The 23,951-nt window shown below is 61.2% G+C and carries 16 protein-coding genes, 1 tRNA gene and 1 riboswitch; of the genes, 15 read left to right on the top strand and 2 right to left on the bottom strand.

Annotation, left to right across the window (positions count from 1 at the left end; genetic code table 11):
• Window position 1 precedes the first annotated feature (1 nt).
• The 3 genes from AC1Q6I_RS09575 (at window position 2) to AC1Q6I_RS09565 (ending at window position 3,104) form a co-directional block, all read left to right on the top strand.
• Window positions 2-1,114, top strand: coding sequence for a succinylglutamate desuccinylase/aspartoacylase family protein (locus AC1Q6I_RS09575; RefSeq protein WP_102624095.1), 1,113 nt, complete (start codon window positions 2-4; stop codon window positions 1,112-1,114).
• A gap of 27 nt (window positions 1,115-1,141) precedes the next feature.
• Window positions 1,142-1,906, top strand: a complete 765-nt coding sequence (locus tag AC1Q6I_RS09570) for an ABC transporter ATP-binding protein (RefSeq protein WP_003214336.1) — start codon at window positions 1,142-1,144, stop codon at window positions 1,904-1,906.
• 217 nt (window positions 1,907-2,123) lie between these two features.
• Window positions 2,124-3,104, top strand: a complete 981-nt coding sequence (locus tag AC1Q6I_RS09565) for a GlxA family transcriptional regulator (protein ID WP_024077010.1) — start codon at window positions 2,124-2,126, stop codon at window positions 3,102-3,104.
• A gap of 11 nt (window positions 3,105-3,115) precedes the next feature.
• Here the strand turns inward: AC1Q6I_RS09565 and AC1Q6I_RS09560 are convergent, their stop codons facing one another.
• Window positions 3,116-9,034, bottom strand: coding sequence for a leucine-rich repeat domain-containing protein (locus AC1Q6I_RS09560; protein ID WP_102624094.1), 5,919 nt, complete (start codon window positions 9,032-9,034; stop codon window positions 3,116-3,118).
• A 310-nt stretch (window positions 9,035-9,344) separates the two neighbouring features.
• Between AC1Q6I_RS09560 and AC1Q6I_RS09555 the strand changes: the two genes are divergently transcribed.
• The 7 genes from AC1Q6I_RS09555 (at window position 9,345) to astE (ending at window position 17,171) form a co-directional block, all read left to right on the top strand.
• Window positions 9,345-10,565, top strand: coding sequence for an aspartate aminotransferase family protein (locus AC1Q6I_RS09555; RefSeq protein WP_024077008.1), 1,221 nt, complete (start codon window positions 9,345-9,347; stop codon window positions 10,563-10,565).
• 214 nt (window positions 10,566-10,779) lie between these two features.
• Window positions 10,780-11,799, top strand: coding sequence for an arginine/ornithine succinyltransferase subunit alpha (gene aruF, locus AC1Q6I_RS09550; RefSeq protein ID WP_024077007.1), 1,020 nt, complete (start codon window positions 10,780-10,782; stop codon window positions 11,797-11,799).
• Window positions 11,800-11,846: 47 nt separating this feature from the next.
• Entirely contained in the window at window positions 11,847-12,872 is a 1,026-nt protein-coding gene (gene astA / locus AC1Q6I_RS09545) for an arginine N-succinyltransferase (RefSeq protein ID WP_102624093.1), read from the top strand.
• Complete coding sequence (gene astD / locus AC1Q6I_RS09540; protein ID WP_162163615.1) at window positions 12,869-14,338, top strand: succinylglutamate-semialdehyde dehydrogenase; 1,470 nt, start codon at window positions 12,869-12,871, stop codon at window positions 14,336-14,338. Before astA ends, astD begins: the two co-directional genes overlap by 4 nt.
• A 156-nt stretch (window positions 14,339-14,494) precedes the next feature.
• A complete protein-coding gene (astB, locus tag AC1Q6I_RS09535; protein ID WP_102624092.1) occupies window positions 14,495-15,841 on the top strand; it encodes an N-succinylarginine dihydrolase in 1,347 nt (448 codons plus the stop codon).
• Window positions 15,842-15,864: 23 nt separating this feature from the next.
• The gene (locus AC1Q6I_RS09530; RefSeq protein ID WP_024077003.1) at window positions 15,865-16,155 is read left to right on the top strand and encodes a hypothetical protein; all 291 of its coding nucleotides are present in this window, start codon (window positions 15,865-15,867) and stop codon (window positions 16,153-16,155) included.
• Window positions 16,156-16,166: 11 nt separating this feature from the next.
• Window positions 16,167-17,171, top strand: coding sequence for a succinylglutamate desuccinylase (astE, locus tag AC1Q6I_RS09525; RefSeq protein WP_102624091.1), 1,005 nt, complete (start codon window positions 16,167-16,169; stop codon window positions 17,169-17,171).
• A 61-nt stretch (window positions 17,172-17,232) separates the two neighbouring features.
• Here astE and AC1Q6I_RS09520 read toward each other — a convergent pair whose 3' ends face one another.
• Window positions 17,233-17,742 carry a 6,7-dimethyl-8-ribityllumazine synthase gene (locus tag AC1Q6I_RS09520; protein WP_024077001.1) on the bottom strand — a complete coding sequence of 170 codons (510 nt, stop codon included), beginning with the start codon at window positions 17,740-17,742 and terminating at the stop codon, window positions 17,233-17,235.
• Window positions 17,743-17,855: 113 nt separating this feature from the next.
• Window positions 17,856-18,025, bottom strand: a riboswitch (FMN riboswitch).
• Between the two features lie 190 nt (window positions 18,026-18,215).
• Here AC1Q6I_RS09520 and ltaE point away from each other — a divergent pair.
• From ltaE to AC1Q6I_RS09495, 5 genes are all read left to right on the top strand, one after another.
• Window positions 18,216-19,220 carry a low-specificity L-threonine aldolase gene (gene ltaE / locus AC1Q6I_RS09515; RefSeq protein WP_024077000.1) on the top strand — a complete coding sequence of 335 codons (1,005 nt, stop codon included), beginning with the start codon at window positions 18,216-18,218 and terminating at the stop codon, window positions 19,218-19,220.
• Between the two features lie 146 nt (window positions 19,221-19,366).
• Window positions 19,367-21,985 (top strand): alanine--tRNA ligase, encoded by a 2,619-nt coding sequence (gene alaS / locus AC1Q6I_RS09510; protein ID WP_069076862.1) that lies wholly within the window; start codon window positions 19,367-19,369, stop codon window positions 21,983-21,985.
• Between the two features lie 97 nt (window positions 21,986-22,082).
• Entirely contained in the window at window positions 22,083-23,324 is a 1,242-nt protein-coding gene (locus AC1Q6I_RS09505; protein WP_024076998.1) for an aspartate kinase, read from the top strand.
• A gap of 175 nt (window positions 23,325-23,499) precedes the next feature.
• Window positions 23,500-23,688, top strand: coding sequence for a carbon storage regulator CsrA (gene csrA, locus AC1Q6I_RS09500; protein ID WP_003175645.1), 189 nt, complete (start codon window positions 23,500-23,502; stop codon window positions 23,686-23,688).
• Between the two features lie 62 nt (window positions 23,689-23,750).
• Window positions 23,751-23,841: transfer RNA gene (locus AC1Q6I_RS09495), tRNA-Ser, on the top strand.
• The last annotated feature ends 110 nt before the right edge of the window (window positions 23,842-23,951 follow it).

Here is a 23,951-nt window from a genome sequence, read left to right as displayed (position 1 = left end):
TATGGAACGCATCGATCACCTGTTGCCCTGGGGTCACCTGGGCTGCGAGCGCCAACTGAGCGTATTCCGTTTCGGCAGCGGCGAGCGCAAGGCCTATATCCAGGCCAGCCTGCACGCCGATGAGTTGCCCGGCATGCGTGCCGCCTGGGAGCTGAAAAAACGCCTCACCGAACTGGAACGGCAAGGTGCCTTGAACGGCGTGATCGAGCTGGTGCCGGTGGCCAACCCGATGGGCTTGGGCCAACTGTTACAAGGCAGCCACCAGGGCCGTTTCGAGGTGGGCAGCGGCAAGAATTTCAACCGCGATTTCGTTGAGTTGAGCGAGCCGGTGGCCGAGTTGCTCACCGGTAGGCTGGGGGATGATCCTCACGCCAATGTGCGCATGATTCGCCAGGCGATGACCGATGCGCTCAACGCCTTGCCTGAGCCGAGCAGCCAGTTGCAAGGCATGCAGCGCATCCTGCTCGGCCACGCCTGCACCGCCGACATCGTCCTCGACCTGCACTGCGACGCCGAAGCCGCGCTGCATATGTACGCGCTGCCCCAGCACTGGCCGCAGTGGCGTTCGTTGTCGGCGCACTTGAATGTGAAAGTCGGTTTGCTCGCGGAAGATTCCGGTGGCAGCTCGTTTGATGAAGCCTGCTCGTTGCCGTGGTTGCGCTTGTCTCGTGCCTTCCCCGAGGCGCAGATCCCGCTGGCCTGCCTGGCGACCACCCTGGAGTTGGGCGGCCAGGCGGACACGGGGCGTGACGAGGCGATCTTCCACGCCGAAGGCATCCTCGCGTTTCTCGCCGAACAAGGCCTGATCCAGGGCGAATGGCCGGCGCCGCAACATGAACCGTGCGAAGGCGTGCCCTTCGAAGGCACCGAATTGCTGTTCGCGCCCCACGCCGGGGTGATCAGTTACCTGCGTAAAGCCGGGGACTGGATCGAGAAGGGCGAGCCGATTTTTGAAGTGATTGATCCCCTGGAAGACCGCGTGAGCACGATCTGCGCGGGCACCTCGGGGGTGTTGTTTGCCGTTGAACGGCTACGTTATGCCCAAGCGGGTTTCTGGCTGGCCAAGGTGGCGGGGCGCGAAGCGCTGCGTCACGGGCGCTTGCTCAACGACTGACCACCTGTTTTTGTGAGAACCGACCGCATGTACAAACTTGAAGTCCAAGACCTGCATAAACGCTATGGCAGTCATGAAGTGCTCAAAGGCGTGTCCCTGGCCGCCGCGGCCGGTGATGTGATCAGCATCATCGGTTCCAGTGGTTCGGGCAAAAGTACCTTTTTGCGCTGCATCAACCTGCTGGAGCAACCCCACGCCGGCAAGATCCTGCTCAATAACGAAGAGCTGAAACTGGTGGCCAACAAGGACGGCGCCATGAAGGCCGCCGACCCCAAGCAACTGCAACGCATGCGTTCGCGCCTGTCGATGGTGTTCCAGCATTTCAACCTGTGGTCGCACATGACAGCGCTTGAAAATGTGATGGAAGCCCCGGTGCATGTGCTGGGCATGTCGAAAAAAGACGCCCGCGAAAAGGCCGAGCACTACCTGGCCAAGGTGGGCGTGGGCCATCGTAAGGATGCGTTCCCTGGCCATATGTCTGGCGGTGAGCAGCAGCGCGTGGCGATTGCCCGTGCCCTGGCGATGGAGCCGGAGGTGATGCTGTTCGACGAACCCACCTCGGCGCTGGACCCGGAACTGGTGGGCGAAGTGCTCAAGGTGATGCAGGACCTGGCCCAGGAAGGCCGCACCATGGTGGTGGTCACCCACGAAATGGGCTTTGCCCGTGAAGTGTCGAACCAATTGGTGTTCTTGCACAAAGGCATCGTGGAAGAGCGCGGCAACCCGCGGGAAGTACTGGTCAACCCGCAGTCCGAGCGGTTGCAGCAGTTCTTGTCCGGCAGCTTGAAATAATCAAGGCCGCTGCTCCCCCCTGTAGGAGCGAGCTTGCTCGCGAAGATCGTCAACGGTAACGCGGGAAGCCTGATACCCCGTGGGGTTCTCAGGTTTTTCGCGAGCAAGCTCGCTCCTACAGGAAAGCAGGTCTTCATCGTTTTTAAGCTTTGTGTTGGTTTACGGGCTAGCATTGGCCTTTGTCTTTATTACTGTTACAGGCTTCGGATAGCACTCCATGACCGCCCACAAAATTGGTTTCCTGATTTGGCCCAGCACAAAAGCACTCACGCTTGCGCTGGCTGAGGAGGCTTTGCGCGTTGCTCAACGGGTGCATCCGGAGGTGGTCTACGAACTCTCGTTTCTGCTGGCCGAGCCGCCAACCCAGGGTGCCTGGCAATTGCCAGGCGAGCCGTGGGCCGGCAAGCTCGAAGGCTTCCAGAAGCTGTTCCTGCTGGCGGACGAACCGCCGACCGTGATCGCGTCGCAACTGAGCACCGCGCTCAAGCAGCTCGTTCGCGCCGGTTGCGTGATCGGTGGCTTGTCGGCCGGCGTTTACCCGTTGGCGCAACTGGGCCTGCTCGATGGCTACCGTGCCGCCGTGCACTGGCGCTGGCAGGACGATTTCGCCGAGCGCTTCCCCAAGGTCATCGCCACCAGCCATCTGTTCGACTGGGACCGTGATCGCCTGACCGCCTGCGGTGGCATGTCGGTGCTTGACCTGCTGCTGGCGGTACTGGCCCGCGACCACGGCGCCGAGCTGGCCGGTGCGGTCTCCGAAGAACTGGTGGTGGAGCGCATTCGCGAAGGTGGCGAGCGCCAGCGTATCCCGTTGCAAAACCGCCTGGGTTCCAGCCATCCGAAGCTGACCCAGGCGGTGTTGCTGATGGAAGCCAATATCGAAGAGCCGTTGACCACTGATGAAATCGCCCAGCATGTGTGCGTGTCGCGACGACAACTGGAGCGGATCTTCAAGCAATACCTCAACCGCGTCCCCAGCCAGTACTACCTGGAACTGCGCCTGAACAAGGCCCGCCAGATGTTGATGCAAACCAGCAAGTCGATCATCCAGATCGGCCTGTCCTGCGGCTTCTCCTCGGGGCCGCATTTCTCCAGCGCCTACCGCAACTTCTTCGGCGCCACCCCTCGCGAAGACCGCAACCAACGGCGCAGCAGCAGCCCTTTCGAGTTGTCGTCGGTACCGTCCGAGCGCGGCTGATCAGGCGCGCTTCATTCCTCCATGCTATCCGGCGAAGCGGGCCTGACCAGCGGGTTGCCCTGCGTGTCCAGGCGGGCCTGTGCAACTGCCAAGTCGTTGCCGGTTTGCAGGTAATACTGCCTGAGGTAGCTGAGGCTTTGCGCCGACCAGGGGTTGCCGCTCAAATCGGATGTATGGTCGAGTGGCGAGGCCAGTTCCAGAAAGTCGGCGGGCAGCACTTCGATCAGGTTGTCGCTCAAGTCCAGGGTGCGCAGCTCGGGCAAGGCGGACAGTCCTCGTGGTAGTTCGCTGATCTCGGTGTCTTGCAAGTACAGCGACTCCAGTTGGGTCAGGTGACTGACATCGGGGGGGATGCCCAGGATGTTCTCGCTCAAGTCCAGATACACTAGGTTCGTGACCCCTGACAGCGCGTCGACGCTGATGGGGGTTAATCCGATAGCGCACTCGGTCAGGCTCAGGGTATTCAACCCGGTCAGTGTAAACACCGTGGGTGGAATCGTGCCCAGGCTGAGTTTGCAGAGGGTCAGGCTTTTGAGTTTGGGAAAGCACTTGAGGAGGCCATCGACCCGGGTCGTCGTGCCCTCTCCATCGAGCTCGAAGGACGATATGTGGTCAAAGCGTGCGCTCAGTTCTGGCAGCTCGCCCAGGATCGGCGCGTCGAACCCCAGCCTGTGGGTGACCTCAAGGCTGCCGTTGTTGTCATCCAGTTCGGTTTCGCGGCGCCAGGCGTCTTCAAGTAATGTCTTGAAGGCCATGCGATTGAGTTGATCCTGTGCTCGTGTTTGCTCATCCAGGGGCACATCCAGAATCGGGTGTCGCTGGGGAGTGTCCAGCGCCCATTGCTGGAGATCGGCGCGCAGTTTTTCATATTCGGCCTCAAGACGTTCAAGCGCCGGCGCGGCTTCGTCCAGGCCGCCTGGCAGCTCAAAGAAAAAGCGATTGGCTTCACCTTCGGCAAAGGTGGGGTACAGCACTTTGATCCTGTCGCGCATTGGCGTGGGCGCGTCGGCCTGGAAATGTTCGCCGGTGCGCTGGCAATAGCGTTTGATCTGCATCAGCGTCGACCTGGACAGCGGGTTGCGCGAGAGGTCGAATGCCGCCGTTACGTTTGCGGGTAAGGTGAACGCTACCTCGGGAACCTGGGTGATCAGGTTGTCGCTCAAGTCGATGCGCTTGCGTTCGACGGAGGTCAGCAGGCCTGAGGGGATTTGCGTCAGGTCCGTCTTTTGAAGGTTGAGGTGGGTAAGCCTGGGAGGCAGGGCAAAGTCCGGGAACCGAGCCAGTGGGTTATGACTGAGGTCCAGCTCCTCCAGGTTGGCCAGTGTGGCGAGTGATGCGGCGCTCTCGGCTGACAGCGTGAGGCGGCAGTGGGGCAGGCGCAATGACGAGAGTTGTGGGAGATCGAACACCGCATCGGGGATATCACTGAGCCCGTAGTGCTCGATAGCCAGATGGTTGAGCGAAGGAAACCCTTTGAAAAACAGTGGCGACTGCAACGGAAACGGCGCCCCCGACCCTTGCAGGCGCAACGACGAAACATGGTTGAACGTGCTGTTGAGAGGGGGGAATTCTCCCTCGAAGGGTTGCGAGTTTTCCAGGGTGTAAGTGGGGATGACCTGCAGGCTCTGCTCATCCAATTCGCCCTCCCGACGCCAGCAGGCTTGGAGTGTCTGTTTGAACGCTTGTCGCCGGGTTTGCTCCTCGGGCAGCGTGGTTTGCCTGGCCCATGTGTCGAGCCCGTCGGACAGGTCCGCGTATTCAGTTTCCAATCGTGCCAATTCGATCTGGCCCATTTCCAGATTCCCGGGCAGGCCAAAGATAAAGCGGTTGACTTCATCCACGCTGAAGTCAGGGAACAGCGATTTGACTTGGCGGATATCCACGTCTGAAGCGTCGATCCCCCAATAGATGCCCGTGCGTTGGTAGTAGGTCTTGGCCTGCTCCAGGGTCGCTCGTGACAGCGGGTTGTCGGAGAGGTCGAACGTTTTGGTGGTATCGGCCGGCAGCTCAAACAGCGCGGGCGGCACTTGAGTGATTTGGTTGCTGGAGAGCACCGCCAGTTCCAGCGCCGGTCGGCTGAGCAAGCCGGCAGGCATCGCGGATATGCCCGTGCTGGACAAGTCCAGAAACTGCAGGTCAACCATGTTCTCGACACTGGGAACCCGCTCCAGCGGATTATTGAACAAGTCCAGGGTCCGAAGCGCGTTCATGGCGGTCAGCCTGGCCAGGCTCGCGGGCGTCAGGGTGATGTTGCATTCGCTGAGAATCAAGGTATTGAGGGTGGGCGAGGTGTTGATGGCCAACGGTAGGTCGCCCAACTGAGCGTTGCTGATGCTGAGGTAACGCAGCCTGGGGAAACTGCGCAAAAACCTATCGACGTTCAGGGCCGTTTGATCGCCCTTGAGTTCCAGGTAGGAGATGTGTTCGAAGTTTGCCCGCAAGGCCGGCAGCTCCCCGGAAAGGGGGTAGGGAAGTTTGAGCATCTGGCCGTTACGGGCAGGAGGGGCGAAGTATGCGTCAGCCTCGGTTTCCCGGCGCCAGCCACGTAGCAGCGCCTGTCGGAAAAGGCGGCGATTTTGCCGCGCATCGTTGTGTGCCTGGTGGCTGATATTCACCTCCGCGTCGGCGGAGTACCTGGGGGTGTCGGCTACCCAGGCGGCCAGGTCGAGATCGAGTTGCAGGTATTCCAGGCGTAGCGCGGTCAAGATCGGCATGGCCCCGCCCGGACGTCTGTTGAGGTCCTCGATCAGATCGGCGATTTGTTCGTCGGTGTGGGCGGGAAACAGTTCCCGTGCCATGCCCCGCAGGTCGGGTTGTGCGGCCGGCCCCGCAGGCGCTGGTGGGTAGGCATCCATGCCCAGCAAGCGCAGGTGGGTGCGGCTATCGGCGGGCGGGTGGGCCGGCTGGGCGCCGAGCAGCCTGCGCAAGGGTTGGCGTTCCAAGGCATGCTTGCGCAATGCCTGCTTGAGTGCCGGGCCTTGGCCGATGTGCAGGCCCAGGGCGTCGCGCCTGGCATCCGGGAGGGCCTGGAGGAGTGCGTTGTACAGGTCTGTTTCGCCAGACAGTGGGCCGCGGCTGTCTTGGGGGGTGTATCGCCCTTCGGGGGAACGTACCAGGGTGCGCTTGATCCGTGCCTTCGGTGGGCCGATGGCATCCATGAGGATGCCGGTTTGGTCGTGTATCTCGAGGCGTATTTTTTTTGACCAGCCAGGCAGTCGCTCCAGGGAGTGCAAGGCCAGTCGATGGGTGCCCAGGTCGTCCGTCGAATCCAGATACAGGCCCTCATAGGCATGGTTGACCTGTGCCTCGTCGCGCAGCGCTTGAGCCAGCTGGGTCAAGCGCGCCGGGACGGTACCTTGGTCGACGTCCTTGAGTTCTGTGCTGCTGGCGCTCTCCAGCAGGGCGTCGGCTGCGCTGAGTGGCAGGCCTGGGGTGTTGTCGATCAATGTTTGCTGGCGCGGGTTGCCCGGTTTATCGAGCAGCAGGTAGCGGGTCTCGAACAACTCGCGGCGATGCGATTGGGCCAGTGCGCCCAGTTTTTTCCTGAGTTTGAGCGCCCGATTGGACATGGAGGTGACCGGATCACCGAACGCTTCCCCCAACAAGGTTTTGCGTTGTGGTTCGTCCAGCGCTTCCAGCAAGGTTTTCAGCAGGTCGCCGTTTTTCAATTGGGCTTCATGTACTTGCACCACGCTGGCGTTTTTTTCACCGGGCAGTTCCCAGAGCGTTTTGCCCTGGGTATCGAGGAAGCGCAACGTCTTGGCTTTTGGCCAAAGGCTCAGGTTGGCAAGCAGGTGCAGTTGGGTTTGCGCATCGGCCCGTTTGTAAATCGCTGGGTCATCGCTGTTCATTTGGTCGATGAAGTCCTGCAGCGCCCGGTCGATCTGGAAGCGTTCAAGGGTATCGGTCAGCAGCGGGGGCGGTCGGTGCTGGTTGACGTACATCTTGCGCAAGGCGCCGTCGTCGATGGCGCTGATATGGCGAGCCATGGCCAGTTGCTCATCGTTGAGCCCGGCCGTTTTCGGCCCCTGGCGTGTCATGAGCGTGGCGCTGTCCCAACTCAAGGGGGTATCCAGCTCGCTCAGCCAGGCGCCTTTGCCATTGGTCAGCAGGGGCGGGCGGTAGGCGTTGGTTCGGGTGGGATGTTTCAGGTAGGGCTGTTGGGTCTTCGGATCCGTCAGTACCACGAAGGGTTTGTCCGACAGCAGCAGGATATCTTTACCGTTATGGGGATGCAGCCCTTCTGGGCCGGGGTAAGCGTGGCTGGGCAGTTGGATATCGTGGGCGTAGGGCGCGAGGTTCGGTTTCCAGAGCCGTGCCTTGCCATTGGGCAGCATGACGGGCTTGAGGCGGTTGAAAAACTTCACCGCTTCGGAGGGCAGCAAGGCGCGTAGGGCGCCGGCGGCCATGGGCGCGCCGGCGATGAACAAGCCCAGTTCCACGCCTTGCTCCACGAACGATAACAAGTGCCCGAATGCCTCGGTCACGTCGCCCACCGCCCAGTCGATGATCCATTCAAAGGCGTCGTCGAGCATTTGATAGGCGCTGTAGCCGAGCATCAGCAGGCCCACGGGAGGGACGAATGGGGCGACGATGAACGCTGCGATTTGCAGGATCGCCGACGCGACTTTTTGCACGATGGCCCAGCGCTCCCAGCGTACTTTCTGATCGACGCTTGCCGTGGACACGGCCATGGCGCGGGCATCGTTGAACACCTTGCTGAGCGTTGCCTGGAACAGGTGGCTGAACAGGTCCCCGCTGATGCCGCTGGCGCGGAACGCCAGGTGTGGATGGTCGATGGGGGTCTCACGCCAGGACGGCAGCGGGTCGCCGTGGGTGTGCGGGTGCCAGGTGACCTTGGAGAGCCGGCGGTTGAGGTCGGCGAAGAAGGGGCCGCGCTCTTCGTGATTGACGAAGCGGCTGAAGAACTGTTGGTACTCGGCGTTGCGCAGGTGGTTGCCCAATGCGCTCATGAAGTCGGCGAGTGTGGGGTACTGTTTGAGCGGTGCGTAGGGGTCGTCCGGGATATAGGCAATCACACCTACCGGGTGACGACTGCCAATGTTTTCGGCAAACAGCACGATGCCGGTCAGCGTGGTCGACATGATGCTCAGGCTGTAGCACAGCAGCGGGTAGCAGGTGCTGTGGCTGTCGTCGGTGTTGAGCAGGCGTTGCAAGCGTATGAAGGACTGATCGTCAGGCAGATCGCCTTTCATCCGGGCCATCTGCAACGCGACGCTCAAGTCCGCCACCTGGCTTTGCTTGAGCTTCAATCGCAGGCGGGTTGCGGCCACCGGGTTTTTGAAATCAAAGAATTGTTCAAGGTAGCGCTGGTACTGGGCGCCGATGTCCAGTTCCCGGCACAGGGCAGTGAACTGATCGACCGCGATGTGCGCGTCGAGAGAAGGCAGGCTGTCGAATTGACCGGTACGGGTGGGCTGGGTGATGAAACCGGATGACGCTTCGAATACTTCGCCTGCTTCAAAGTTGTGCAGGGCGGCGTCTACCAGTGAAACGGTCCAGGTTCTTGCCGCCCCCGAGCGAACGGGGAACCAGGGGATGGTTTGGGGAATGTACAGGCGCAAGTAGGTGGCGCTGACATCTGGCTCAACGCCAAAGCGTTGCTTGAGGCGCGCTTGGAGCAATGGGGCGGCGAAGTCTTGCGGCGACTTCAGGTTGCCCATGGCCTGATCGACCGCGGTCTTCGCCTTCCAGGCAGCGCTCACCAGGGTTTTGAGGGTGTCATGGGCTTCAGGGGTGGCGGTTTTGTACCACGCGGGGAGGTCCGGCTGGACGTTGCTCAGCGCGGTGCGTCTGGCTGGGGAGAGGTTGGGCAGCCAGTCGGGAACGGCCTGCGTGAGGATGTCCATGTGCGGGTCGCGATAAACCGCCAGGTCCGGAAGTTGGAGGGATGAGGTCGGTTGGGTCATGGGGGGGACGCCTTGGTGTGATGAACAGGCGTGAGAGCAGACCAATTTCGGTGGGCCCATCGGGGGTAGATAGATAACCGGCCGCCCGTTACGTTGCAGCTATCCGGCTTGACCATCTGCCGTTGTGACGCGCCAGCGTTTAAACTGCGCCATTGCGATGCTATTTGTCGCATTGGCGTAAACCCGCGAAAATCGCGGGTTGGCGCTATAAGAAGTTGTCGCTTGGCGACAAGGCCGCACTGAAAACTGTCCTTACAATCCCTGCATCGCCCGCCAGTTCCAGGCAGGCGTTCCTCTTCAGGAGACTCCGATGTCCGTTGAGCAAGCCCCGGTGCAACGTGCCGATTTCGACCAGGTGATGGTGCCCAACTATGCACCTGCTGCCTTCATCCCCGTGCGTGGCAAAGGTTCCCGCGTGTGGGACCAGGCGGGTCGCGAGCTGATCGACTTTGCCGGCGGCATCGCGGTCAACGTATTGGGCCACGCCCACCCGGCGCTGGTCGGTGCCTTGACCGAACAGGCCAACAAGCTGTGGCACGTCTCCAACGTGTTCACCAATGAGCCGGCCCTGCGCCTGGCGCACAAGCTGATCGACGCCACCTTTGCCGAGCGCGTGTTCTTCTGCAACTCCGGCGCCGAAGCCAACGAGGCCGCGTTCAAGCTGGCCCGTCGTGTCGCGTTCGACCGTTTCGGCAGCGAGAAGTACGAGATCATCGCCGCGCTGAACAGCTTCCACGGCCGTACCCTGTTCACCGTGAACGTCGGTGGCCAGTCGAAGTATTCCGACGGCTTCGGGCCGAAGATCACCGGCATCACCCATGTGCCGTTCAATGACCTGGCCGCGCTGAAAGCCGCCGTGTCGGACAAGACCTGCGCCGTGGTGCTGGAGCCGGTGCAAGGCGAGGGCGGCGTGCTGCCGGCCGAGCTGGCCTACCTGCAAGGCGCCCGCGAACTGTGCGACGCCCACGACGCGCTGCTGGTCTTCGACGAAGTGCAGACCGGCATGGGCCGCAGCGGCCACCTGTTCGCCTACCAGCATTACGGTGTGGTGCCGGACATTCTCACCAGTGCCAAGAGCCTGGGCGGCGGTTTCCCGATTGCCGCGATGCTCACCACGGAAGCTTTGGCCAAGCACCTGGTGGTCGGCACCCACGGCACCACCTACGGCGGCAACCCGCTGGCGTGTGCGGTGGCGGGGGCGGTGATCGATGTGATCAACACGCCTGAAGTGCTGGCTGGCGTCAACGCCAAGCACGACCTGTTCAAGGCGCGCCTGGAACAGATCGGCAAGCAGTACGGCATCTTCACCGAAGTGCGCGGCCTCGGCCTGCTGCTGGGTTGCGTGTTGAGCGACGCCTGGAAAGGCAAGGCCAAGGACGTGTTCAACGCGGCCGAGAAAGAAAACCTGATGATCCTGCAAGCCGGCCCCGACGTGGTGCGTTTCGCGCCGAGCCTGGTGGTGGACGAGGCGGACATCAACGAAGGCCTGGATCGCTTCGAACGTGCGGTAAAAACCCTGACCCAAGCCTGATAGCGACACATTTTGCTGGCTGAACCGGGTCAAAAATGTGGGAGGGGGCTTGCCCCCGATAGCGGTGTATCAGTCACTGATGCAACAACTGGAAGACGGCTATCGGGGGCAAGCCCCCTCCCACATTGAAATTTGCCCCACAAGAGGATAGGTGGTGTTCCTGACCTGTCCGGTATTTTTTTTCCTATGAGTTTTCGAGTTAAGGAGTGACACCATGCTGGTGATGCGCCCCGCGCAAATGGCTGATCTGGGCGAGGTACAGCGTCTGGCTGCGGACAGCCCGATTGGTGTCACTTCCTTGCCGGATGATGTCGAACGCCTGAGTGACAAGATCGCGGCCAGCGAAGCGTCTTTCGCGGCCGAGGTCAGTTTCAACGGTGAAGAGAGCTATTTCTTTGTGTTGGAAGACACCGAGACCGGCAAGCTGGCGGGCTGCTCGGCCATCGTCGCTTCGGCCGGCTACTCGGAGCCGTTCTACAGCTTTCGCAACGAAACCTTCGTGCACGCCTCCCGTGAGCTGAAGATTCACAACAAGATCCACGTGCTTTCCCAGTGTCACGACCTCACCGGCAACAGCCTGCTCACCAGCTTCTACGTGGTGCCCGAGCTGGTCGGTTCGCCGTGGTCGGAACTCAATTCCCGTGGCCGCCTGTTGTTCGTTGCCAGCCACCCCGAGCGCTTTGCCGACTCGGTGGTGACCGAGATTGTCGGCTACAGCGATGAGAACGGTGACTCGCCGTTCTGGGATGCGATCGGGCGCAATTTCTTCGACCTCAACTATGCCGCCGCCGAGCGCCTGTGCGGGCTGAAAAGCCGCACTTTCCTCGCCGAGCTGATGCCGCATTACCCGATCTATGTACCGCTGCTGCCGGACGAAGCCCAGGAAGCCATGGGCCAGGTGCACCCGCGGGCGCAGATCACCTTCGACATCCTGATGCGCGAAGGCTTCGAGACCGACCATTACATCGACATCTTCGACGGTGGCCCGACGTTGCACGCACGGGTCTCGGGGATTCGCTCGATCGCCCAGAGCCGTGTGGTGCCGGTGAAGATCGGTGAAATGGTCAAGGGCGTCGGCCGCCAGTACCTGGTGAGCAACGGCCAGTTGCAGGACTACCGCGCGGTGATGCTGGAACTGGATTACGCCCCCGGCAAACCGGTGACCCTGGACTTGGCCGCGGCCGAAGCCCTGGGTGTCGGCGACGGCGCGAGTGTGCGCCTGGTAGCGGTATAAATAGAGTTTCGCGGGTGGCTGCAAAGCGGCCCGTTTGAGGAGATAGCATGATCGTTCGTCCCGTACGCAGCAGCGATTTACCGGCCCTGATTGATCTGGCGCGCAGCACCGGCACCGGCCTGACCACCTTGCCGGCCAACGAAGAGCGCCTGACCCACCGGGTCGGCTGGGCGGAAAAAACCTTTCGTGGCGAAGCCGGGCGCGGCGATGCCGACTACCTGTTCGTGCTGGAAAACGACGAAGGCCGCGTAGTGGGGATTTCCGCCATCGCTGGCGCCGTCGGCCTGCGTGAGCCCTGGTACAACTTCCGTGTGGGCCTGACCGTCAGCGCCTCCCAGGAACTGAATATCTACCGTGAGATCCCGACGCTGTTCCTGGCCAACGACCTCACCGGCAATTCCGAACTGTGCTCGTTGTTCCTGCATGCCGATTACCGCTCTGGCCTCAATGGCCGCATGCTGGCCAAGGCGCGCCTGCTGTTTATCGCTGAATTCCCGCAGCTGTTTGGCAACAAGATCATTGCCGAGATGCGCGGGGTGTCCAACGACGCCGGGCGTTCGCCGTTCTGGGAAAGCCTGGGCCGGCATTTCTTCAAGATGGAATTCAGCCAGGCCGACTACCTCACTGGCGTGGGCAACAAGGCTTTTATCGCCGAGCTGATGCCCAAGTTCCCGCTGTACAGCTGCTTCCTTTCCGAAGACGCGCGCAACGTGATCGGCAAGGTCCACCCGGACACCGAGCCGGCCCTGAGCATGCTCAAGAGCGAAGGCTTCAGCTACCAGGGCTATGTCGACATCTTCGACGCCGGCCCGGCCGTGGAGTGTGAAACCAGCAAGATTCGTGCGGTGCGCGACAGCCAGTCCCTGGTGTTGGCCATTGGCACGCCAGGTGACGACGCCACGCCGTTCCTGATCCATAACCGCAAGCGCGAAGACTGCCGCATCACCGCCGCACCGGCGCGCCTGGCGGCGGGCACCCTGGTGGTGGATCCGTTGACCGCCAAGCGCCTGCAACTGGTAGTGGGTGATCAAGTGCGTGCCGTACCGTTGTCTGCTGCTCGGGAGTCGAAATAATGAATTCGCTGTATATCGCAGGTAGCTGGCTGGCAGGCCAGGGTGAGCTGTTCGAATCGCGCAACCCGGTGACCCAGCAAGTGCTGTGGGCCGGCAATGGCGCCAGCGTCGAACAGGTTGAGTCCGCCGTGCAGGCGGCGCGCCAGGCGTTTCCGGGCTGGGCCCGGCGCCCGCTGGAGGAGCGCATCAGCGTGCTGGAAGCCTTCGCCAATACCCTGAAAAGCCGCGCCGATGAAATCGCCCGCTGCATCGGCGAAGAAACCGGCAAGCCGCTGTGGGAGTCGGCCACCGAAGTCACCAGCATGGCCAACAAGATCGCCATCTCGGTACAAAGCTACCGCGAGCGTACCGGCGAGAAGAGCGGCCCGCTGGGCGACGCCACCGCCGTATTGCGCCACAAGCCCCACGGCGTGGTCGCGGTGTTCGGCCCTTACAACTTCCCGGGTCACTTGCCCAACGGGCATATCGTCCCAGCCCTGCTGGCGGGTAACACCGTATTGTTCAAACCGAGCGAGCTGACCCCCAAAGTCGCCGAGCTGACCGTGCAATGCTGGATCGACGCCGGTTTGCCGGCGGGCGTACTCAACCTGCTGCAAGGCGCGCGGGAAACTGGCATTGCGTTGGCGGCCAACCCAGGCATCGATGGGTTGTTCTTCACCGGCTCCAGCCGCACCGGCAACCATCTGCACCAGCAGTTCTCCGGGCGTCCGGACAAGATCCTGGCCCTGGAAATGGGCGGCAATAACCCGCTGGTGGTGGATGAAGTGGCCGATGTGGACGCAGCGGTCTACACCATTATCCAGTCGGCGTTTATCTCCGCCGGCCAGCGCTGCACCTGTGCCCGTCGCCTGCTGGTGCCCGAAGGCGCCTGGGGCGATGCGTTGCTGGCGCGCCTGGTGGCGGTCAGCGCATCGATCAGCGTCGGTGCCTTCGACCAGCAACCCGCGCCGTTCATGGGTTCGGTGATTTCCCTGGCGGCGGCCAAAGCCTTGATGCAAGCCCAGGAACTGATGTTGGCCAATGGTGCCGTGGCCCTGCTGGAAATGACCCAGCCCCAGGAGCAGGCCGCCTTGTTGACGCCGGGCATCATCGACGTCACCGGGGTGACCGAGCGCGAAGATGAAGAGCTGTTCGGCCCACTGTTGCAGGTGATCCGCTACGCTGATTTCGCCGCGGCGATTGCCGAAGCCAACAACACCCAGTACGGCCTGGCCGCTGGCTTGTTGTCCGATTCCGAAGCGCGTTACCAGCAATTCTGGCTGGAAAGCCGTGCCGGGATCGTCAACTGGAACAAACAGCTGACCGGCGCCGCCAGTACCGCGCCATTTGGTGGGGTAGGGGCGTCGGGCAACCATCGCGCCAGTGCCTATTATGCGGCGGATTATTGTGCGTACCCGGTGGCGTCGCTGGAGACCCCGAGCCTGGTGGTGCCTGCCACGCTAACCCCCGGCATCACACTGATCTGACTGTGGGAGGGAGCTTGCCCCCGATGGCGGTGTGTCTGTCATCTGATTTATCAACTGACAGTCAGCTATCGGAGGCAAGCCTCCTCCCACACTGGATTTGTGGTGTGTTGAAGACTTTTGAAGCCTATAAAAACAGATGTTCGTGGAGCCTCGCCGATGAAATCCTATGAAGTCAATTTTGACGGTCTAGTGGGGCCGACCCATAACTACGGCGGTTTGTCCTACGGCAACGTCGCGTCCCAGAGCAACAGCCAGCAGTCTTCCAACCCCAAGGAAGCCGCGTTGCAGGGCTTGCAGAAGATGAAAGCGCTGATGGACATGGGCTTCGTGCAAGGGGTGCTCGCGCCTCAGGAACGTCCGGACGTGGCCGCCTTGCGCAACCTCGGCTTCAGCGGCAGCGACGCCCAAGTGATCGAGCAGGCGGCCAAGCACGCCATGCCGCTGCTGGTGGCCAGTTGTTCGGCATCGAGCATGTGGGTGGCCAATGCCGCCACCGTCAGCCCGAGCGCCGACACCGCGGATGGCCGCGTGCATTTCACCGCCGCCAACCTCAATTGCAAATACCACCGCAGCATCGAACACCCCACGACCAGCCGCGTGCTGGGGGCGATGTTTGCTGACCAGAAACACTTTGCCCACCACGCGGCACTGCCGGCGGTGGCGCAGTTCGGTGACGAAGGCGCAGCCAACCACACGCGTTTTTGCCACGACTATGGCCAGGCCGGTGTGGAGTTTTTCGTGTACGGCCGCAGCGCGTTCGACAGCCGTTACCCCGCCCCGCAGAAATACCCGGCGCGTCAAACCCTGGAAGCGTCGCAAGCCGTTGCGCGGCTGCACGGTTTGAAAGATGCAGGCGTGGTCTACGCCCAGCAGAACCCAGCCGTGATCGATGCCGGCGTGTTCCACAACGATGTGATCGCGGTGGGCAACGGCGAAGTGCTGTTCTACCACGAGGATGCGTTCCTCAATACCGAGCAGATGCTTGCCGAGTTGCAGGGCAAGTTGGGCCGGTTGGGCGGCAATTTCCAGTCCATCTGCGTGCCGCGCGCCCAGGTCAGTGTCGAGGACGCCGTGCGTTCCTACCTGTTCAACAGCCAACTGCTGAGCCGCGCCGATGGCTCGATGTTGCTGATCGTGCCCGAAGAATGCCGCGCCAACGAGCGCGTATGGCACTACTTGCAAGGCCTGACGGCGTCCGGTGGGTTGATTCGCGAAGTCAAGGTCTTCGACCTCAAGCAAAGCATGCAGAATGGCGGTGGGCCGGCGTGCCTGCGTTTGCGCGTGGCGTTGAACGAAACCGAGCTGGCAGCGGTGAACCCAGGGGTTATCATGACCGCGCCGTTGTACGACACACTGACCCAATGGGTCGACAAGCACTACCGCGACAGCCTGCGCGAAACCGACCTGGCTGACCCGCAATTGCTGCTTGAGTGCCGGACGGCACTGGATGAACTGACGCAAATCCTTAAACTGGGCTCGGTTTATCCTTTCCAGATCAATTAACGCCGTACGGCTGAGAGTTATTTATGAGCACCGACACCCTGCAACTGATCCTTGAAGACACCGACGGCACCCAGCTGGAAACCTCCTGCACCCGCGTCGCCGTGGTCTGGCAGGGTAAGGAAATCTGGATCCAGCACGACGGCCGTGGCCAGCTGCTGATCGGTGTGGATGTGGAAGAAGGCGACTCCGAATACGCCAACCTGCTGATGCGCCCACTGGCTACCAACCTGATGAGCCTGCAACTGGAAATGGAACCGGCCGACGTCGAAGGTGATGATGACGATCACGTCCACGGCCCAGGCTGCAACCACTAAGGAAGCTGCGTATGCTCGCCCTCGGCAAACTGCTTGAACTGACCCTCGCCGGTCGCGAACCGGCGCAAAAAATTCAACTGACTGTCGACGGCGTGCAGATGCGCTGGCTCAGCGAGGGCGCACTCGAAGTACGCCCGCCGCAAGCCCGCGACAACGGCGGCGACCTGCTGCTGTCGTCCGGTATCCATGGCAACGAAACCGCGCCGATCGAATTGCTCGACCGCCTGTTGCATGGCATTGCCCGTGGGCAGATCAAGCCCCGCACCCGTATTCTGTTCCTGTTCGGCAACCCCGAGGCCATGCGTCGCGGTGAACGTTACCTCGAACTGGACGTCAACCGGCTGTTCAACGGCCGTCATGAACAAAACATCGGCCCCGAGGCCATGCGTGCCGCCGAGCTGGAGCAACTGGCCCGCAGCTTTTTCAGCGTGCCTGGCCGTTCGCGCCTGCATTACGACCTGCACACTGCGATTCGCGGCTCGAAGATCGAGCAGTTCGCCCTTTATCCATGGAAGGACGGGCGCCAGCACTCGCGGCGCGAACTGGCCCGCTTGAGCGCTGCCGGCATGCAGGCGGTGCTGCTGCAGAACAAGACCTCGATCACCTTCACTGCCTTTACCTACGAACAACTCGGTGCCGAAGCCTTCACCCTGGAGCTGGGCAAGGCGCGGCCGTTCGGGCAGAACCAGGGCGTCAATGTTTCCCGCCTGGAGCTGCGCCTCAAGCAGATCATCGAAGGCAGCGAGCCTGAGACTGACAGCCTGGACGGCTTGAAACTGTTCGCCGTGTCGCGGGAAGTCATTAAGCACAGCGACGCGTTCCTGCTGCACCTGCCGGCGGACGTGGAAAACTTTTCGGAACTGGAAAAGGGTTATCTGCTGGCCGAAGACGTCGCCAAGACCCGCTGGGTGATCGAGGAGGAGGGTGCACGCATCATCTTCCCCAACCCGAAGGTGAAGAATGGCTTGCGGGCAGGGATATTGATTGTGCCGACCACGGACGTGGGCCTGGCATAGGTCTCAAGGCGTATCCGGATCCAAATGTGGGAGGGGGCAAGCCCCCTCCCACATTTGTTGCTTAGACCGCTAGTGCCCGCGGCTCACTGCGACGGATCGCACGCACCTTGTGCAGGGTGTCGGCGCACGTGCGCGCAGCTTCCTGGCCTTTGTGTACGAAGTGCTCGTAGAAGAACGTGTGGTGCTCACTGCCGGCATGGAAGTGATGCGGGGTCAGGGACACCGAGAACACTGGCACTTCGGTTTCCAGCTGTACCTGCATCAGGCCACTGACCACCGACTGGGCGACGAATTCGTGACGGTAGATGCCGCCATCCACCACCAGCGCGGCGGCGACGATACCGGCGTAACGGCCGGTCTTGGCCAGCAGTTTGGCGTGCAGGGGCATTTCAAAGGCGCCGCCGACTTCGAAGAAGTCGATGTCCGATTCCTGGTAGCCCAGGGCGATCATTTCGGCGAGGAAGCCTTTACGGGACTGGTCGACAATATCCTTGTGCCAGCAGGCCTGGATAAACGCGACGCGCTCGCCGTGGTGGTTTTTGCTTTTGCTGTCGATTGCGGTGGGTTGCATGTTCTGACTCCTGTTTAAGAAAAAAACAGGGCGTTATGAATCGAATGGGATTTAAGGGTACGAACCGCTGAGTCATGCAGGCATGCGGTCAGCGTGCGGCCCTTAGGTGCCAATCCCGTTCTCTCTTCATCCGGACTATGACCGTCGGCCCCGGGATCACACCGGGTCTGCTGACCTTGTCGCCGTCCTGCGTGAGCAGTTCGAGGCGCCAAGCGCTCGCGGGCTATGCACATTGCGCGCAATTACCGCCGGTGGGGAATTGCACCCCGCCCTGAGAACGTTGCCACCAGAACCCTGGCGGCGGAGAGTTTTTAACATGGTTTTTCAAAAACTGCACGATCGCTGTATCGATAACCTATATCGGTTTGTTTGGTTGGTATTCGATTGAATGCGAGTGGGGCTTGATATTCCGTGGCTTTGCCCGCAGTAATCACTCACAAAGGGACTTATCCAATCCGCCAGAGGCCTGTTTCATGACCGTGATTGACCTGCGCAGCGACACCGTGACCCAACCCACCCCCGGCATGCTCGACGCGATGGCCAGCGCCGTCAGTGGCGATGATGTCTACGGTGAAGACCCCAGCGTCAACCGCCTGGAGGCCGAACTGGCCAAGCGCCTGGGGTTCCCTGCGGCGTTGTTCGTCCCGACCGGCACCATGAGCAACCTGCTGGCGTTGATGGCGCACTGTGAGCGCGGTGAGGAATACATCGTCGGCCAGCAGGCCCACACCTATAAATACGAAGGCGGCGGCGCGGCGGTGCTGGGTTCGATCCAGCCGCAACCGCTGGAAGTCCAGGCGGACGGCTCCCTGGACCTGGACCAGGTGCTGGCCGCGATCAAGCCCGACGATTTCCACTTCGCCCGCACCCGCCTGCTGGCCCTGGAAAACACGATGCAGGGCAAGGTGCTGCCACTGGAATACCTGGCGAAAGCCCGGGCCTTTACCCGTGAACATGGCCTGGCCCTGCACCTGGACGGCGCGCGGCTCTACAACGCAGCGGTCAAGCTGGAGGTGGATGCGCGGGAGATCACGCGGCACTTCGATTCGGTGTCGGTGTGCCTGTCCAAGGGCCTCGGCGCGCCGATTGGCTCGGTGCTGTGTGGTTCCACGGCGCTGATCGCCAAGGCGCGGCGCCTGCGCAAGATGGTCGGCGGTGGCATGCGCCAGGCCGGCTCCCTGGCGGCGGCGGGGCTGTATGCGCTGGACCACCAGGTGCAGCGCCTGGCCGACGATCACGCCAATGCGCAATGGCTGGGGGAGGAGTTGCGCAAGGCCGGTTATACCGTGGAGCCGGTGCAGACCAATATGGTCTACGTACAGATCGGTGAGCGGGCCGAAGCCTTGAAAGCCTTTGCCGCTGAACGCGGGGTCAAATTGAGCGCCGCACCGCGTCTGCGCATGGTCACGCATCTGGATGTCAGCCGGGCGCAAATCGAGCAGGTCGTGCAAACATTCGTCGAGTTTTCGCGCAAATGAGCGTGCAGACCGTCTAATTGACTGTTTCTATCACATAAACACGCTGTACCACCGGCAAAGGGCCGATATAATGCGGCCCTTTGCCGTCGCTCCGTCTGATGATGTTGCGCACTGGCCTTTGGCCGCAGACTCCGTGGAAGAACCTAATGAAAAGCGCAGAAATCCGTGAAGCCTTCCTTCGCTTCTTCGAAGAGCAAGGTCACACCCGTGTCGCCTCCAGCTCCTTGATCCCAGGCAACGACCCCACCCTGCTGTTCACCAACGCGGGGATGAACCAGTTCAAGGACTGCTTCCTGGGCCAGGAAAAACGCGCCTACACCCGTGCCGTCAGCAGCCAGAAGTGCGTGCGCGCCGGTGGTAAGCACAACGACCTGGAAAACGTCGGCTACACCGCCCGTCACCACACTTTTTTCGAAATGCTCGGCAACTTCAGCTTTGGCGATTATTTCAAGCAGGATGCGATCAACTTCGCCTGGACCTTCCTGACCGGCGTACTGAAACTGCCGAAGGAAAAGCTCTGGGTCACCGTCTACGCCAGCGATGACGAGGCTTACGACATCTGGACCAAGCAAGTCGGGGTGCCGCCTGAGCGCATGGTGCGTATCGGCGACAACAAAGGCGCGCCGTACGCCTCCGACAACTTCTGGACCATGGGCGATACCGGCCCGTGCGGTCCTTGCACCGAGATTTTCTACGATCACGGCGCCGATATCTGGGGGGGCCCACCGGGTTCGCCGGAAGAAGACGGTGACCGTTACATCGAAATCTGGAACAACGTGTTCATGCAGTTCAACCGCACCGCCGATGGTGTGTTGCATCCGTTGCCAGCGCCGTCGGTAGATACCGGCATGGGCCTGGAGCGGATCAGTGCGGTGATGCAGCACGTTCATTCCAACTACGAAATCGACCTGTTCCAGAGCCTGCTGGCCGCGGCTGCGAAGGCCATTGGTTGTGCCAATGAAGACCAGGCGTCGTTGAAAGTGGTGGCTGACCACATCCGTTCCTGCGGCTTCCTGATTGCCGACGGCGTGCTGCCGTCCAACGAAGGCCGTGGCTACGTGCTACGCCGTATCATTCGTCGCGCTTGCCGTCACGGCAACAAGTTGGGCGCCAGCGGTAGCTTCTTCTACCAGATCGTCGCGGCCCTGGTTGCCGAGATGGGCGATGCATTCCCGGAACTCAAGCAGAACCAGGCGCACATCGAGCGCGTGCTCAAGGCTGAAGAAGAGCAGTTCGCCAAGACCCTGGAGCAGGGCCTGAAAATCCTCGAGCAAGACCTCGCCGGCCTGCAAGGCAGCGTGGTGCCGGGCGACGTGGTGTTCAAGCTCTATGACACCTACGGCTTCCCGATGGACCTGACCGGCGACATCGCCCGTGAGCGTAACCTGACCCTGGACGAGGCAGGCTTCGAGCGTGAGATGGAGGCCCAGCGTGTGCGCGCGCGTTCCGCCAGCTCGTTCGGCATGGACTACAACAGCCTGGTCAAGGTTGACGTGGCCACCGAATTTACCGGCTACAAGGCCACCAGCGGTGCGGCCAAGGTCGTTGCGCTGTACAAGGACGGCCAGTCGGTCGACGTCTTGAACGAAGGTGACGACGGCGTGGTGGTCCTGGACCGGACGCCGTTCTACGCCGAGTCCGGTGGCCAGATTGGCGACTGCGGTTTCCTCAAGGCGTCCTCCGGTCGTTTTGATGTGCGCGATACCACCAAGACCGGCGGCGCCTTCCTGCACCACGGTGTATTGGCGTCGGGCAGCCTGATCGTCGGTTCGCCAGTGGACGCCCAGGTAGACGCCGATGTGCGTCACGCCACGTCGCTGAACCACTCGGCCACTCACTTGCTGCATGCTGCACTGCGCCAGGTATTGGGCGAGCACGTCCAGCAGAAGGGCTCGTTGGTCGACAGTCAGCGCCTGCGCTTCGACTTCAGCCACTTCGAAGCGATCAAGCCGGAGCAAATCAAGGCCCTGGAAGACATCGTCAACGCCGAAGTGCGCAAGAACACCCCGGTGGAAACCGAAGAGACCGATATCGAGACCGCCAAGGCCAAGGGGGCCATGGCGCTGTTCGGCGAGAAGTATGGCGACAACGTGCGTGTACTGAGCATGGGCGGCAGCTTCTCGGTGGAACTGTGTGGCGGTATCCACGCCAACCGTACGGGCGACATCGGCCTGCTGAAAATCATCAGCGAAGGCGGTGTGGCATCGGGCGTACGTCGTATCGAAGCGGTGACCGGTGCTGCGGCCCTGGCCTATCTCAATGCGGCTGAAGAACAACTCAAGGAAGCGGCTACGCTCGTCAAGGGCAGCCGCGACAATCTGATCGACAAGCTGTCGGCCGTGCTCGAGCGCAACCGCGTGCTGGAGAAACAGCTGGAGCAGTTGCAAGCCAAGGCTGCCAGCGCGGCAGGTGACGATTTGTCTGCTTCCGCCCTGGACGTCAAGGGTGTGAAAGTCCTGGCAGCGCGCCTGGACGGTCAGGATGGCAAGGCGTTGTTGGCCTTGGTCGATCAGTTGAAGAACAAGCTCGGCCGCGCAGTGATCCTGCTCGGCAGTGTCCATGAGGATAAGGTCGTTCTGGTTGCCGGTGTAACCAAGGACCTGACCGGTCAACTCAAGGCCGGTGATTTGATGAAGCAAGCCGCTGCGGCAGTGGGCGGGAAGGGCGGTGGTCGTCCGGACATGGCGCAAGGCGGTGGTGTAGACGCTGGTGCCCTGGACGCGGCCCTGGCCCTGACCGTGCCGTTTGTCGAGGCAGGTATTTAAGGCGCTGGTAACGGGCCCATGGTCTAGTCATGGGCTCGCTCGGTTGCTGGAAGATTGGTTTATTGGGCGCCCCTTTACGGGCTGAGGCGGCTTAGAAATGGCTTTGATCGTACAGAAATTTGGAGGTACCTCGGTCGGTTCTGTCGAAAGAATCGAGCAGGTTGCCGACAAGGTTAAGAAATTCCGCGATGCCGGCGATGACCTGGTGGTGGTGCTGTCCGCCATGAGCGGCGAGACCAATCGCCTGATCGATCTGGCCAAGGCAATCAGTGGCGATCAACAACCACTGCCGCGCGAGCTGGATGTGATCGTGTCCACCGGCGAGCAGGTCACCATTGCGTTGCTGGCCATGGCGCTGAACAAGCGTGGCGTGCCGGCGGTGTCCTACACTGGTAGCCAGGTGCGCATCCTCACCGACAGCGCGCACACCAAGGCGCGTATCCTGCAGATCGACGATCAGAAGATCCGTGCTGATCTGAAGGAAGGGCGTGTCGTGGTTGTCGCCGGTTTCCAGGGCGTTGACGAGCAGGGCAACATCACCACCCTCGGGCGTGGCGGTTCCGATACCACCGGCGTAGCGCTGGCCGCAGCCCTGAAGGCTGACGAATGCCAGATCTACACCGATGTGGATGGCGTCTACACCACCGATCCGCGCGTGGTGTCCGTGGCCCAGCGCCTGGACAAGATCACCTTCGAAGAGATGCTGGAAATGGCCAGCCTCGGTTCCAAGGTGTTGCAGATCCGCGCGGTGGAATTCGCCGGCAAGTACAACGTTCCGCTGCGCGTATTGCACAGCTTCAAAGAGGGTCCGGGCACCCTTATTACTATTGATGAAGAGGAATCCATGGAACAGCCGATCATTTCCGGCATCGCCTTCAATCGCGATGAAGCCAAGCTGACGATCCGTGGCGTGCCAGACACCCCGGGCGTGGCTTTCAAGATCCTCGGGCCTATCAGCGGCGCGAACATTGAAGTCGATATGATCGTGCAGAACGTTTCGCACGATAACACCACCGATTTCACCTTCACCGTACACCGCAACGAGTACGATGCGGCCGAACGTATCCTGCAGAACACCGCGAGCGAGATCGGCGCGCGTGAAGTGGTCGGCGATACCAAGATCGCCAAGGTGTCGATCGTAGGTGTGGGCATGCGTTCCCATGCCGGCGTTGCCAGCCGTATGTTCGAGGCCCTGGCCAAGGAAAGCATCAACATCCAGATGATCTCCACCTCGGAAATCAAAGTCTCGGTGGTGATTGAAGAGAAGTACCTGGAACTGGCTGTACGCGCACTGCATACCGCTTTTGAGCTGGACGCTCCGGCCCGACAGGGCGAGTGATGCAATGCCAGGAAGGCGCGGTTTACCGCGCCTTTCATTTTTTTGTCGGGCCCATGTTCTTTTACCTGTGCTCGACAATACTTAGGCAGGTAGGGCTACGGCCTTTTGGTTGTAGGTCGAATGCCTTTTTTTTGCAGACTGTTGTTCCTGAACTGAAATGCGTGAGGAGAAAGGTATGTTGATTCTGACTCGTCGTTGCGCAGAAAGCCTGATTATTGGTGATGGCGAAATCACCGTGACCGTGCTCGGCGTCAAAGGCAATCAAGTGCGTATCGGGGTTAACGCTCCGAAAGAGGTAGCGGTCCACCGCGAGGAAATCTACCTGCGGATCAAGAAAGAGAAGGACGAAGAACCAAGCCTTTAATTTTTATCGTTTTTTATGTTTGCAAACGGGGATGAACGTGGTTAATATACGCCCCGTGTTGCGGAGAGCTGGCCGAGTGGCCGAAGGCGCTCCCCTGCTAAGGGAGTACACCTCAAAAGGGTGTCGGGGGTTCGAATCCCCCGTTCTCCGCCATTATTTGCTTAGTACGTTGCAATCTGGATTTATCGGTAAGTTGTTGAAATTACTCGAAAAAATCGCTTTACATAGAGATTGAACGGCCTATAATGCGCGGCAACAAATGC

The sequence above is a fragment of the Pseudomonas sp. MPR-R2A5 genome (assembly GCF_058793055.1).
Note: the sequence above shows the minus strand (reverse complement) of the source record. Positions and strands in the feature narration are given on the sequence as shown.

Coding starts and splice junctions, on each gene's coding strand:
- AC1Q6I_RS09575 (WP_102624095.1), top strand. CDS start 2: ATGGAACGCATCGATCACCTGTTGCCCTGGGGTCACCTGGGCTGCGAG.
- AC1Q6I_RS09570 (WP_003214336.1), top strand. CDS start 1,142: ATGTACAAACTTGAAGTCCAAGACCTGCATAAACGCTATGGCAGTCAT.
- AC1Q6I_RS09565 (WP_024077010.1), top strand. CDS start 2,124: ATGACCGCCCACAAAATTGGTTTCCTGATTTGGCCCAGCACAAAAGCA.
- AC1Q6I_RS09560 (WP_102624094.1), bottom strand. CDS start 9,034: ATGACCCAACCGACCTCATCCCTCCAACTTCCGGACCTGGCGGTTTAT.
- AC1Q6I_RS09555 (WP_024077008.1), top strand. CDS start 9,345: ATGTCCGTTGAGCAAGCCCCGGTGCAACGTGCCGATTTCGACCAGGTG.
- aruF (WP_024077007.1), top strand. CDS start 10,780: ATGCTGGTGATGCGCCCCGCGCAAATGGCTGATCTGGGCGAGGTACAG.
- astA (WP_102624093.1), top strand. CDS start 11,847: ATGATCGTTCGTCCCGTACGCAGCAGCGATTTACCGGCCCTGATTGAT.
- astB (WP_102624092.1), top strand. CDS start 14,495: ATGAAATCCTATGAAGTCAATTTTGACGGTCTAGTGGGGCCGACCCAT.
- AC1Q6I_RS09530 (WP_024077003.1), top strand. CDS start 15,865: ATGAGCACCGACACCCTGCAACTGATCCTTGAAGACACCGACGGCACC.
- astE (WP_102624091.1), top strand. CDS start 16,167: ATGCTCGCCCTCGGCAAACTGCTTGAACTGACCCTCGCCGGTCGCGAA.
- AC1Q6I_RS09520 (WP_024077001.1), bottom strand. CDS start 17,742: ATGCAACCCACCGCAATCGACAGCAAAAGCAAAAACCACCACGGCGAG.
- ltaE (WP_024077000.1), top strand. CDS start 18,216: ATGACCGTGATTGACCTGCGCAGCGACACCGTGACCCAACCCACCCCC.
- alaS (WP_069076862.1), top strand. CDS start 19,367: ATGAAAAGCGCAGAAATCCGTGAAGCCTTCCTTCGCTTCTTCGAAGAG.
- AC1Q6I_RS09505 (WP_024076998.1), top strand. CDS start 22,083: ATGGCTTTGATCGTACAGAAATTTGGAGGTACCTCGGTCGGTTCTGTC.
- csrA (WP_003175645.1), top strand. CDS start 23,500: ATGTTGATTCTGACTCGTCGTTGCGCAGAAAGCCTGATTATTGGTGAT.